Origin of the sequence: Oscillibacter ruminantium GH1 (genome assembly GCF_000307265.1) — a bacterium.
GTDB lineage: Bacteria > Bacillota > Clostridia > Oscillospirales > Oscillospiraceae > Oscillibacter > Oscillibacter ruminantium.
Genome location: NZ_DF158896.1, coordinates 407,032 through 419,464 on the forward strand (window position 1 = coordinate 407,032; position 12,433 = coordinate 419,464).

A 12,433-nucleotide genomic window follows, 5' to 3' on the forward strand; every position below is an offset into this window, starting at 1 on the left:
AAAATCCTCCTTAGTGTGTTAGAACGGCCAAAGTTACTTTAAAAAATCCAGCTTGGCAGTTGCCACTTGGGAGGAAGTAATTCCTTCTTTGTGGCAGCGGATGCGGGTACAGCAACGCGAGGTTTTCACCTCTTCGTCCGACGGCGACTTCCCATCCGTCGGCACTTGACGCGCTGGCCCTACTCTGTCGTCGGGGCAAATTCCATATCCCTTGCTTTGGCCTTTGACCAAAGTTCGTTCGTTTCGTTGCCCCTCCTCTCCGTAAAAATACAATGTATTTTTGCGGGCTGGGACGGGAGATGCGGGATGCGGGAATAGGGAATACGCGTATGGTTATGCGCGGGGCTTGCGGTTTGCGGCCCAAAGCAGGGCGGCAAATCCGCAGCCGCCAAGGATATTTCCGATCGTTACCGGTAGCAGATTGTGGAGAAAAAAGTTTCCCCAAGTCAGGGCGGTGGTATCCAAACCGGCGGCCGCAGCCGCCTGTGCACAGGCGGGGATGTTCATCGTCAAAAGTCCTGCGGGGATGTAATACATATTCGCCACGCAGTGCTCAAAGCCGCAGATAACAAAGCAGCAGATGGGGCCAAAGGCTCCCACAGCGCGGCCCACCGCGTCCTTAGAGCACAGGGCCATCATCACGGCGATGCACACCAGAATGTTGCACAGGATTCCTAAAATCACGGCTTTTCCAAAGGGAAGGGTGCATTTTGCCGCGGCGACAGACACTGTTTTCACCACCAGCCCCGTTGCCATGCCCGGTCCGGCGCAATACACGATGGCAGCGGCAAGCAAAATACTGCCCACAAAGTTGCCAAAGTAAACGATAATCAGGTTTCGGAGCATTCCATTCAAACGGATGCGCCGCTCCAAAAGAGAAATCGTCATCAGGCAGTTTCCGGTGAACAACTCCGCGCCGGTGAACAGCACCATGATAAGGCCCAGCGGAAACAGCGTGCCGCTGATGATCTTTGCGGCGGACGGATTGTCAATGGCAAACGTCGCCGCGCTTGTGACCGCAGCGCCCATCCCGATGGCAAAGCCCGATAGAATCCCCAGCAAAAGCAGCTTCAACGTAGTTGCACCGGCCTTTTTTTCACCAATTCCGACATAGCTATCCAAAAACTCGGCGGAACTCAGCATAGTTCTCTTTCTCCCCTCGCTCCCACTGCATATGAAACGGGAGACTTTCAGAATGTTGCCGGGTGCAAACGGTACGAGTCCCCGGCGGGACGTTCCGTCCCGCCGGGAAATTGTAAAAACGCTTAGAACAGGCCGGTGATCTTTCCGTTCTCGTCCACGTCGATCTTGTCGGCGGCGGGAACCTTGGGAAGGCCGGGCATGGTCATGATGTCACCGGTCTTGGCCACCAGGAAGCCCGCGCCTGCGTTGACCTTCAACTCGCGGACGGTGATCTTGAAGCCTCTGGGCGCGCCCAGCTTGGTCGCGTCGTCAGAGAAGGAGAACTGGGTTTTTGCCATGCAGATGGGCAGCTTGTCAAAGCCCAGCTCCGTGAGCTGCTGGAGCTGTTTCTTTGCGGCCGGAACAATCGACACGCCGTCGGCATGATAGACCTTGGTGGCAATGTCGTTGAGCTTCTTTTCGATGGAATCGTTCACATCGTAGCAGAACTGGAAGTGGTTGGGCTGCTCGCACAGGCGCAGAACTTCTTCGGCCAGCGCCTGACCGCCTTCGCCGCCCTTGGCCCAAACTTCGGAAAGAGCCACGTTGACGCCCAGATCCTTGCACTTGTCCTCCACCAGCTTCAACTCTGCGGCGGTGTCGGTGGGGAAGGCGTTGACAGCCACCACGCAGGGCAGACCGTAAACCTTCGTCACGTTTTCCACATGCTGGAGCAGGTTGGGCAGACCCTTTTCCAGAGCCTCCAGATTTTCGTTGTTCAAGTCGGCCTTGGCGACGCCGCCATGATACTTCAGCGCGCGGACCGTGGCGACCACCACCACCGCGTCGGGATGGAATCCGCCGGCACGGCACTTGATGTCCAAGAACTTCTCCGCGCCAAGGTCGGCGGCGAAGCCGGCCTCCGTCACGGTGTAGTCACTGAGCTTCAAAGCGGTTTCCGTAGCCTGAATGGAGTTGCAGCCGTGAGCAATGTTGGCGAAGGGGCCGCCGTGGATCAGAGCGGGCGTATGCTCCAGCGTTTGAACCAAGTTGGGCTTAATGGCGTCCTTCAAAAGGGCGGTCATGGCGCCCTCGGCGTGCAGGTCATGGGCAGTGACGGGCTTGTCGTCCCGGCTGTAAGCCACCACCATGCGGGCGAGGCGGGCCTTCATGTCCGCAAGGTCGCTGGAAAGGCACAAAACCGCCATGATCTCAGAGGCCACGGTGATGTCGAACCCATCCTCACGGGGAACGCCGCTGGCTTTGCCGCCCATGCCGCAGACAATGTGGCGCAGCTGGCGGTCGTTCATGTCCACCACGCGCTTCCAAACGATCTTACGCACGTCGATATCCAGCGCGTTGCCCTGCTGGATGTGGTTGTCAATCAGAGCGGACATCAGGTTGTTGGCCGCGCCGATGGCGTGGAAATCGCCGGTGAAGTGGAGGTTGATGTCCTCCATGGGAACCACCTGTGCATAGCCGCCGCCAGCCGCGCCGCCCTTGACGCCGAACACGGGGCCGAGAGAGGGCTCCCGCAGGCAGACGACCGTCTTTTTGCCCAAGCGGTTCAGTGCGTCGGCAAGGCCGACGGACGTGGTGGTCTTGCCCTCACCGGCGGGGGTGGGGCTGATGGCCGTCACCAGCACCAGCTTGGCCTTGCGGGGCAGGTCCTTCAGTGCGTGGATATCCAGCTTCGCCTTATAGTGACCATAGGGCTCCAGAGTTTCCTGACCCACACCCAGCTTTGCGGCAATCTCTTCGATAGGCAGCATAGTGGATTCCTGGGCAATCTCGATATCGCTTTTCAAACCCATGAGTGATCTCCTCCTTAAAATAATTGTTCAGCTTTCCGTCTCCGTCATCTCGCACAGCATAAATACAGACGCTCCGCCGCTGCGCAGCAGCGGTTCACCCTTTTGCGCCAGAACGGCCTCGCCCTTGGAAAAGCGAACCGTCTCGCCGTCCAAGGAGAGTTCGCCGTCTCCTTCCACGCAGTAAACGAGGAAGGAATACCGTTCGCGCTCCAGCGCCACGGTGCGGCTCAATTTCGCCGCGCCGTGTTCGCCAAGGTGCAGGCAGCGCATTTCTCCGCTGCACTTCCCCTTGCGAAGCATCAGGTTGAAGTCCGTGCAGATCCCTTCCGAACGGGTGGCCGCGCCGCCGTCGAACCGGTGGATGTTCCCCGGCGTGAGCGTCAAAGGCGTTCCGCCGTCATGGGAGACAAGAATCGAACCTTGCAGCGTGGACAAAAAGCGCTCATAGTCCGGAAGCGGGGTGAAGTCCGAGGCGTCCAGCTCCACAGTGGCGGAGCTGACGCGCCAGAGAAAGTCCCGGTCCGGATAGCACGCTCCGGCAGGGGAAATGGCGATCTGCGTGGTGGTTCCGCCGCTCCAGCGGGTGGTGTCATAGTCTGCGGAGACGATTTGCCGAATAGTAGCATTCATTATATCACACTTTTCCGTGCATTCAATCTGATATCTAACTCTTTTACAGGGATGCTAAAACTTTTTCGTAAATCGAATCGGCCAGAGGCAGGGCCTTTGCCAGCAGAGCCTCGCCATTCTTGCGATACTGGTCGGCAAAAGCCTGATCCTTCAGCCCGCCGATGTTAATGAGTACGTTCAGCCATGCGCCCTGAATGGCGGCCTTCAGGCTTAGAGCCGCACAGCCCAAATCGCTGGCAGCGCTGGTGTTGGACTTGCCCACGATGCTGTCGGTCAGCTCCAGAGCCTTCACGGCCAGCTCCATCATCTCAAACGGAGTCTTGGTGCAGCCCTTCAACGCCTCCTGCATGGCGGCGGAACGGGCAGCCTTCTCCTCGTCGGTTTCCTTGGGCATGGAAAACACGGCGGAGACGGCGTTGAACGCCTCGGTATCCCGGTCGATCACATCTACATACTGGGCTTTCAGCGCCTGCGCCTTTTCACCCACGCCGGCGGTCAACTCCGCGAACTCGGCGTACTTTTTCTTGCCCTGCGTCAGCGCGCAGACCATGGCGGTCAAAGCTGCGCCCAGCGCACCCTCCAGCGCAGCGGCGGAGCCGCCGCCGGGGGCCGGCGCGTCGGAACCCATCAGGTCCACAAAGGATGTAACGGTCTGGTCAGCCAGTTTCATGTCGGCCTCCTTATTCCATGTCGATCAGGTGATATTCCATCACCTGCTTGCGGCAGTCGAAGTTTTCGATCTTCAGGTAATACTCGGCGCAGTCGATCAGTGCCTTGGCGGGGGTCAGGCCCACGACTTCGGTGCCGAGAATCTTCACGCCCCAGCGGTCGGCCAGCGCGCGGACCATCTCATAGGTGAAGTACAGGGGAGTGCCCTCGTAGTTCACCATGTTCATGGAAACCTGCGCAATGTTCCGGTCTTCCAGCAGCAGGCCGATGGCCTTGCAGTACTTGAAGCCGCCGGAAGAGCCGCGGATCGCCTTGGCGATCGCCTTGGCCACTTCCACATTGTCGGTGTCCAGATTCACGTTGAAGGCAACCAGAGGCATCCGGGCGCCGATGGCGGTGATACCGGCGGTGGGATGAATCTTCCGCTCGCCGAAGTCGGGAGCCCACTCGGGCTGCAGCAGCTTTTCGGGCATACCCTCGAACTGGCCCTTGCGGACCTTTGCCAGATTCACCCGGTCGGGGGAAGAGGCGGAGTCCTCATACAGGAAACTGGGAACCTTCAGTTCTTCCCAGATGCGCTGGGCGACGCGCTTGCTGATCTCGATGCACTCGTCCACCGTGATGTCCATGGTGGGGACGAAGGGGATCACGTCTGTGGCGCCCATGCGGGGATGCGCGCCCTCGTGCTTGGTCAGGTCAATAGTCTCAGTGGCCTTTTTGCACAGCTGGAAAGCCACTTCCTCAATGCCGGCCGGAGAGCCGACCAACGTGAACACGCAGCGGTTGTGGGTGCCGTCGGACTGAACGTCCATCACCGTGCAGCCGGGAACAGAGTTGGCCACGTCAACCAGACCTTGGAAAACAACCTCGTCCTTTTCTTTGCTGACGCTGAAATTGGGGATGCACTCTACGAGCTTTGCCATTTCAATTTCCTCCTGATTGTTTTAATTTTGTAGATGACGGAATGATGCAGAGATATGTATCCATTGCAAGGGTGGAAACAGCGGCATTTTCCCTTTTGAGAAATTCCGCACAGACATTTCAAACGGGCCTCGCCCGATCACGCTGTCAGTATAGCAAGCCTCCATCCAAAACACGTCTAATTTTCGACACAGCGTCAAAAAACTTGAAAAAGTTTAAACTTGTGCCAAACTTTTGAAAAAATGCAATAGATCAAATGAGGAAGGTTGCAAAAAAAGCGTCTAACTTTTTGACTGCGAAAGCATTTCAAACCCATTGACTTATTATCGAACTAGTAGTACGATGTTTATAATTAGAGTTGGGTTTCGGGAGGTATCTATGGCGCAAAAAAAAGAGAACCGGCTGGTCCGGTTCAATCGTCAGAACATTTTAGAGGCGGCGGAGCGGCTGTTTGCGGAAAAAGGCGTTCGGCAGACCACTATGGACGACATCGCAAAAGCGGCGGATTATAGTAAGTCCACCGTCTATGTCTACTTCAAGAGCAAAGACGAGATTTACGATTGGATTATTTACACCCATATGTGCACCCTGCGGGACGCCGCGAATTCCTGCCTGGAGACAACGGTGGACTTCACCGCCTGCTATTTTTCCATCTGCCGGAGCCTGACGGAGCTTTACGACCGCTACCCGCTGTATTTTTCCAGTATCACAGGAAAAATCCCCGTTGATGCGCAGGCCTTGGCGGAGAGCGAGATTTTGCGGCGCATTTACGACGTTGGCGAGGAGATCAATGCTGCCATGGCGCTTCTGTTTCAGCGGGGAATGGACGAAGGAGTGCTCCGCCGGGGACTTTCGGTCGGACCCACTGTCTTTACGCTCTGGGCCGCTCTCGGGAGCCTCATTGAAATGGCAGGGAGCAAGGAAGCGTATCTTGCGGAGCAAATGGGCCTGAGCCGGGAGGAATTTTTGCAGTACGGCTTTCAGATGATGCTTGCCTCTGTGAAAAAGGAGGCCTGAGCGTGAGGATCGTTTTGAGCCGTGGGTGTTTTTCAGCAATAAAAATTCTCTGGATGGCGGGCCTGTCCGGGGATACTGCAAAAAGGAGCGATGTCATATGACAGGCGTTTATCTCAGCGGCACGGGGAACACCCGGCACTGCGTGAAAAAGCTGCTGTCCCTGCTGGATGAAAGCGCCCGGGCCGTCCCATTGGAGAGCCCGTCGGCGGTGGAGGCGATTCAAGGGGAGGAATGGATTCTGCTGGCCTATCCCACTCAGTTTTCCAACGCGCCGATCTTCGTTCGGGATTTTATCAAGACCCATGCTGCCCTGTGGCAGGGGAAAAAGGTTTTCTGCCTGACCACCATGGGGCTTTTCAGTGGAGACGGCACCGGCTGCACGGCAAGGCTCTTGAAAAAAAGAGGAGCGGACGTGGTTGGCGGGCTTCAAATTCGGATGCCGGACGCGGTCTGCGATAGCAAGGCGCTGAAAAAGAGCTTGGCGGAGAACCGTGAGATTGTGGCAATGGCGGATGGGAAAATAGAAGCCGCCGCCGAAAGCATAAAAAAAGGCGTCTATCCGCAGGAGGGGCTGCGGCTGGTCGACCATCTCGCGGGGCTTCTGGGTCAGCGGCTCTGGTTTTACGGGAAGACCCTTCACTATTCACGGCAGCTGAACATTCACGACAGCTGTATCGGCTGTGGTCTGTGCGCCAAGCAGTGTCCCATGGGGAATCTGCGCATGGAGAGGGGACGGCCCGTCCCCGGTGGTCACTGCACCATGTGCTACCGCTGCGTCAGTTCCTGCCCCCAAAAGGCAATCACGCTGCTGGGGAAAGCGGTGGTTGAGCAGTGCCGCTTTGAATCCTATCGGGTATAGAGAAAGCCGCGCGGCACAGTTGAACTGTACCGCGCGGTTCTTTTTACGCTTGGGAAAGTTTGCCCGCCGTTCACTTGCGGCAGTGGGCCTCAATAGCCTTTGCCATGAACGCCGCGGTTCCCGGGCCGTTTTTGTCGATGTTCTCCGTAAAGCGCGGGTCGCTCACATACATCGCGCCAAGTCCTGCCAGAATTTCATCGGTGCAGTGGTAAAAGTTTTCTGTGATATACTCTCTCCACTGCCGAACCAATTCCTGCGCGGCGTCGCCGGACGGCGATTCGTCCCGATGCTCCGCAAATGCCCGCATCAGTGCCGCGCCCTCGTCGTTGACGGCGTTCCACTTGGCGCCGTCATACCGGGCCGTCTTTTTCTGCTCCTCTCGAAAGGCCGGGGTATCTCCCCAGCGCTCCCGAACCTCTTTCGTATACTGCTCGCGCATCGTCTCAATTTCCGTTTTATCAAATTCCTGAAAACTCATTTCACTTTCTCCTTTTAAGGTTTTGTCCACCAGTCCGATCAGCCCGTTCAAACGCTCCCGTTTTTTTACAAGCAGCTCCCGGTGCTTTTCCAGAGCCTCCTGCCGGTTATAGCCGGGTTTTTCCATGATCTCCCGAATTTCCTGAAGCGGAAAGTCCAGCTCCCGGAAAAACAAAATCTGCTGCAACACCGCCAGCGACTCCCGGTCGTAGAGGCGATAGCCCGCCTCGGTGATCCGGCTGGGCTTCAGCAATCCGATTTGATCGTAATAATGCAGTGTCCGCACGGTAATACCGGTGCGCTTTGCCACCTCGTTGATTTTCATGGATACAGCCTCCTTTCCTGTGCCCTTTGGACCACAAGAATGAATTTACACTATTACGTTATGTCAGAGTCAAGCAAAAATCAAATCTTTTTTGTGTTTGCTGCCATGCAAAAATTTCCACCAAGAGTAGACGGTGCTTTGTTCTTTCAGCGAGCAACTATATTCACCGCAATCGCCTGCATTCAGGTGCTTAACCCGCAGAAATGTCAAAAGCCCTGTGTAAATATCGTGTAAATTTCCAAAAATAACGTGTAAATTAAATTGCGGATTGACACATTTTCCAATTGATATTATAATCATGATTATATTAAAATCGCGATTGCATAGCACGCTCTGCCGAAATAAGAAAAAGAGAATCAGGCTTCGCGAAGTGAGGAGGGGAATTGTGAGCAACGGAATAAAAACCCTGTGCAAACACCGGGTTTTTTACCATTTCAAGCAAATCTGCGACATTCCGCGCGGAAGCGGAAACGAGAAGGAACTGAGCGATTATATTCTTGGCTGGGCCAATGGGCTGGGACTGGACGCGGAGCAGGACGTTCACCGCAACGTGCTGATCCGCAAGGCGGCCACGTCTGGGTTTGAAGGCGCGCCCACCGTGATGCTGCAGGCGCATCTGGACATGGTCTGCGAAAAAGCGGAGGGAGTCACGCACGACTTTTTGAAGGACCCCATTAACTGGGTGATCGAGGGCGACGTTCTCTCTACCGGCGGAAAAACCACGCTGGGGGCTGACGATGGCATCGGCGTGGCGCTGGCCATGGCGGTTTTAGAGGATGCGGATTTGCGGCATCCCGCGCTGGAGGTGCTGTTTACCTCCTGCGAGGAGGCGGATTTTTCCGGCGCGGAGGGGTTTGACACCGCCCGCATGGAGGCGTCCCGCTTGATTAACCTTGACAACACGGACGAATCGGTGATCGTGTGCGGCAGCTGCGGGGGGATGCAGGTGGACTTTCATCTTCCTGTCAAAGCCGAACAAGTACCCGCAGGCTGGAGCGCTTATCGCCTGTGCGTATCCGGGCTGCAGGGCGGACATTCCGGCGAAGACATTCACCGCGGCCGCGGAAACGCCAACATTCTGCTGGCGCGGCTGCTGATGGCGGCGGAAGAATGCTGCGCATTCTATCTGACCAGCATTCGGGGCGGCAGCTTCCGGCTGGCCATTCCCCGGGATGCCGAAGCGGTTCTCTGGCTGGACGCATCCCGTCTTGCCGAGGTACAGACACGGTTTGCTGCCTTGGAAGCGGCGTTTCGCGCCGAACTGCCCGCCACTGCCGAGCTTGTGAAGGTGGAGTTAACCGCCGCTTCGGCTGTTCGTCTTGGAGCCAAGCCGGACGGAATCATCACTGCTTTGGTTTTAATACCGGATGGGATTCAGCAGATGAACGAAGTCCTCACCGGCTTGGTGGACACCTCGGACAATCTGGGCGAGGTGTATTTAGACTTGAACCGGGAAGAGCTCCATCTGGTGCTGGAAATCCGGTCCGCGCAAACGAGCCTGGGGGAGTATCTGTTCCGGCGGATGGAGCGGCTGGCTCATACATTGGGAGGGAGCTGCCGGTGGAGCGTTGTCTATCCCAGCTGGGATTTCCGTCCCGCGTCCAAGCTCCGCCAAATTTATGCGGACGCCTACACGGCGCTGCGTGGGAACGCGCCAACCTTCCTCACCGTCCACGCGGGACTGGAGGTCGGATATTTCTTCCAAACAAAGCCGCTGCTTGATGCCATTTCCATCGGCCCGGACTGTTGGGACTTTCATTCGCCCACAGAGTCTCTTCGCATCTCGTCTGTGAAGAATGTTTACAGCTGCCTGTGCAGTGCGCTTGCTTCCATGGGCTGAATATAGAACCTGCATGTACGTCGTCTCAATTGTAAATACAGGTTCTTGCAGCGCATGACGCAGGAGGGAAAAAACTAAATATAAGGGAGTCATTTATGGATAGGATCAAAGAAAAGAGAGAACTCAAAGCGATCAATCCCATGCTGTTTTTGGTGGCGATCATCGTGATCGTCGCAATTGCATCCTATATTGTTCCTGCCGGGTCTTATGACCGTGTTTACGATGCGGTGGCGGATCGCAGTGTGGTGGACCCGGGCAGTTATCATCTGGTGGATAAAAACCCAATCTCCATCTTCAGCCTGCTCATGTCCGTGACGCTGGGTATGCAAAACGCCGCGTATATCATTTTCTTCCTGCTGATTATCGGCGGCATGTTCGCCATTTTAAACGGCACCGGCGCGATCAACGCCGGAATGTCCAATGTGGTGCGGGCGATGAGGGGAAAAGAGCTGCTGATGATTCCTGTGTGTATGGTTGTTTTTGGCTGCGGCTCCGCCTTCTGCGCCAACTTTGAGGAATTTCTGGCATTTGTGCCGCTGGTTTTGGCCTGCTGCCTGACCATGGGTTTTGACTCGCTGACGGCGGTGGGAATTATCTTCTGCGCCGCTGCGTCCGGCTATGCGGGTGCGGTTACAAACGCGTTCACCACCGGCGTGGCACAAAGCATCGCAGGTCTTCCCATGTTCTCGGGAATGGGCCTGCGGGTGGCTGTGTTCGTGGTGTTGTTGGCCGTGAGCATCACGTATGTCATGTGGCACGCGCGGCGAGTGAAGAGAGATCCCCATCTCAGCTCTACTTACGAGATTGACCGGATTACCGCACAGAATGTTGCGCTGGACGTGGACAACGTGGAGCGGCTGAATGGGCGGCAGAAGCTGGTCCTTGTGGTGTTCATTGCAGGAATCGCTTTTACCGTTTGGGGCATTGTCACCCAAGGGTATTACATTGATGAGCTGGCCGCCATCTTTTTGGCCATCGGAATCATCGGCGGTGTGATCGGCGGCCTGCGCCCCAGCGAGATCTGCGACCACTTTGAAAAAGGATGCGTCAACATGCTGTTCCCCTGCCTTATGGTGGGCTTGGCCAACGCGGTAATCATCCTTTTGCAGGAAGCCAGCATCATGGACCCGATCATCCACTATCTGTCCGGTTTGCTGAATGGTTTGCCTCCCACGATGGCCGCCTGCGGCATGTTTGTGGTGCAGGATCTATTCAATGTGCTGGTTCCCTCTGGCTCCGGTCAAGCGGCGATCACCATGCCCATTATGGCGCCTTTGGCGGATATGCTGAATATCACCCGGCAGACCTCGGTTCTGGCGTTCCAGATGGGCGATGCGTTCACCAACGTGATGGCGCCCACCGGCGGCGAAATTCTGGCGGCACTGGCCATGTGCGGCGGCGTTCCCTTTAAAAAGTGGATGAAGTATCTGCTTCCTTTGTTTATCGCATGGTGGGTGGTTGCGTTCGTGTTCCTCTCCATTGCCGTTCAAATCGGCTACGGCCCCTTCTAAATCACCCAAATTGCTGATACCCCACACCTCTTTCCTTGGAAAAAGCCGACGCCGCCTCTGCGGGGTGTCGGCTTTTCTCCTCTGCCGGATCAAACGCCGGCGGGGAAAGCGCTTCGCCGGAAAAGGGGGGCGGGAAACAGTCTTTCAGGCCGGGAAACGGCCCGCTTCCAATCTTCAAATTGGAAGCGGGCCGTCATCCGCAGGAATTATTATAAAGTTGTGTTCTCCAGCAGATTGTCGGCTGGTTCCTTTGGCGCGGCGGAGAGCTTCACGTCCAGCAGCATTCCCAATATGATAATGACAAATCCGATTAAAACCGGGAGCGACGGATATTCCGTTAAGAACAGCGCCACCCATACCGGCCCCAGAATCATCTCCCACAGCGCGATGATGGAGGCCTTCTGTGCCGAAATCTTTTGAACGCCCAGATTGTAAAACGCATACCCAAGCCCCACCTGAACCACGCCCAAGATCAGCATGATCCCCCAATCCAGACCGCTCATCGCGGGTATTTTTGACGCGGAAGAGGGAGCCAGCAGAAAAACCAGCAGACCTGTAAAAATATTTGCCACGGCCGTCAGCCCAAGTGGATTTGTCCCTGCGGCCTTCTTGGCGCTGACTGTCATACAGGCAAAAAACACACCCTCGCACAGCGCAATCAGATTTCCGGTGCTGCTGGCGCTGTCTGAACCGGAACTCATGAAGAAAAGAACGCCCACAGAGATCACACAGACCGGAATAAACGCGTTGAGTTTGAATCGCTTGGTTTGGATCAGATGTACCAGAAACAGCCAGATCGTTGCGGTATACTGCATCCCGATTGCCACGGGGGCCGATGTCTTCGTCAGAGCCAAAATAATGCTGAGACACAGTGCGGCGTAAGAACATACATACAGCAGCATCCACCGGTTCCAGTTCAGCCGCTTCGGACGGATGAAGGCGCACAGGGCAATTGCCGCAACGATGGAGCGCAGCCCGCAGATCAAAAAGGAATCAAGCGTCAGAAATTTTACAATTGGTGCATTTAAACTCCAAAACAGAGCCCCTAAAAAGACAAAAAACCCGCCGGACATCCAAAATTTCGGCATTGAAGACCCTCCCACCGCGCGTTAGACCCCAAAATATAATCTTGATTTATATATAATCGCGATTGAAATATAATCATTATAATTTAGCCCGCCTCATTTGTCAATACCGCGTTCTCTTGCTTTTTTGGGGGAATCGGAATACACTTAAGGCGAGCGGTCA

General features: G+C 55.9%; 11 protein-coding genes and 1 riboswitch. Of the genes, 4 read left to right on the forward strand and 7 right to left on the reverse strand.

Annotation, left to right across the window (positions count from 1 at the left end):
• Window positions 1-92: 92 nt before the first annotated feature.
• Window positions 93-189, reverse strand: a riboswitch (THF riboswitch).
• Between the two features lie 144 nt (window positions 190-333).
• The 5 genes from ON16_RS01990 to ftcD all read right to left on the reverse strand — a co-directional run bounded on the left by ON16_RS01990 (window position 334) and on the right by ftcD (window position 5,158).
• On the reverse strand, window positions 334-1,143 hold the full coding sequence (locus ON16_RS01990) for a formate/nitrite transporter family protein (RefSeq protein WP_040658954.1): 810 nt from the start codon (window positions 1,141-1,143) through the stop codon (window positions 334-336).
• 122 nt (window positions 1,144-1,265) lie between these two features.
• Window positions 1,266-2,936, reverse strand: coding sequence for a formate--tetrahydrofolate ligase (locus ON16_RS01995; protein WP_040658956.1), 1,671 nt, complete (start codon window positions 2,934-2,936; stop codon window positions 1,266-1,268).
• Window positions 2,937-2,963: 27 nt separating this feature from the next.
• Window positions 2,964-3,566, reverse strand: a complete 603-nt coding sequence (locus ON16_RS02000; RefSeq protein ID WP_051131468.1) for a HutD/Ves family protein — start codon at window positions 3,564-3,566, stop codon at window positions 2,964-2,966.
• A 43-nt stretch (window positions 3,567-3,609) separates the two neighbouring features.
• Window positions 3,610-4,236, reverse strand: coding sequence for a cyclodeaminase/cyclohydrolase family protein (locus tag ON16_RS02005; RefSeq protein WP_040658958.1), 627 nt, complete (start codon window positions 4,234-4,236; stop codon window positions 3,610-3,612).
• A 10-nt stretch (window positions 4,237-4,246) separates the two neighbouring features.
• On the reverse strand, window positions 4,247-5,158 hold the full coding sequence (gene ftcD, locus ON16_RS02010; RefSeq protein WP_040658960.1) for a glutamate formimidoyltransferase: 912 nt from the start codon (window positions 5,156-5,158) through the stop codon (window positions 4,247-4,249).
• Window positions 5,159-5,534: 376 nt separating this feature from the next.
• Between ftcD and ON16_RS02015 the strand changes: the two genes are divergently transcribed.
• Complete coding sequence (locus ON16_RS02015; protein ID WP_040658962.1) at window positions 5,535-6,173, forward strand: TetR/AcrR family transcriptional regulator; 639 nt, start codon at window positions 5,535-5,537, stop codon at window positions 6,171-6,173.
• 97 nt (window positions 6,174-6,270) lie between these two features.
• Window positions 6,271-7,032 (forward strand): EFR1 family ferrodoxin, encoded by a 762-nt coding sequence (locus ON16_RS02020; protein ID WP_040659809.1) that lies wholly within the window; start codon window positions 6,271-6,273, stop codon window positions 7,030-7,032.
• Window positions 7,033-7,102: 70 nt separating this feature from the next.
• Here the strand turns inward: ON16_RS02020 and ON16_RS02025 are convergent, their stop codons facing one another.
• Window positions 7,103-7,834 carry a MerR family transcriptional regulator gene (locus ON16_RS02025; protein ID WP_040658964.1) on the reverse strand — a complete coding sequence of 244 codons (732 nt, stop codon included), beginning with the start codon at window positions 7,832-7,834 and terminating at the stop codon, window positions 7,103-7,105.
• A 385-nt stretch (window positions 7,835-8,219) separates the two neighbouring features.
• Here ON16_RS02025 and pepD point away from each other — a divergent pair, with 385 nt between their 5' ends.
• Window positions 8,220-9,674, forward strand: coding sequence for a beta-Ala-His dipeptidase (gene pepD / locus ON16_RS02030; RefSeq protein ID WP_040658966.1), 1,455 nt, complete (start codon window positions 8,220-8,222; stop codon window positions 9,672-9,674).
• Window positions 9,675-9,769: 95 nt separating this feature from the next.
• A complete protein-coding gene (locus ON16_RS02035) occupies window positions 9,770-11,185 on the forward strand; it encodes a YfcC family protein (RefSeq protein WP_040658968.1) in 1,416 nt (471 codons plus the stop codon).
• Between the two features lie 209 nt (window positions 11,186-11,394).
• On the opposite strand, the gene ON16_RS02040 is transcribed toward ON16_RS02035, so the two are convergent.
• A complete protein-coding gene (locus tag ON16_RS02040; protein WP_051131469.1) occupies window positions 11,395-12,273 on the reverse strand; it encodes a DMT family transporter in 879 nt (292 codons plus the stop codon).
• Window positions 12,274-12,433: the final 160 nt, after the last annotated feature.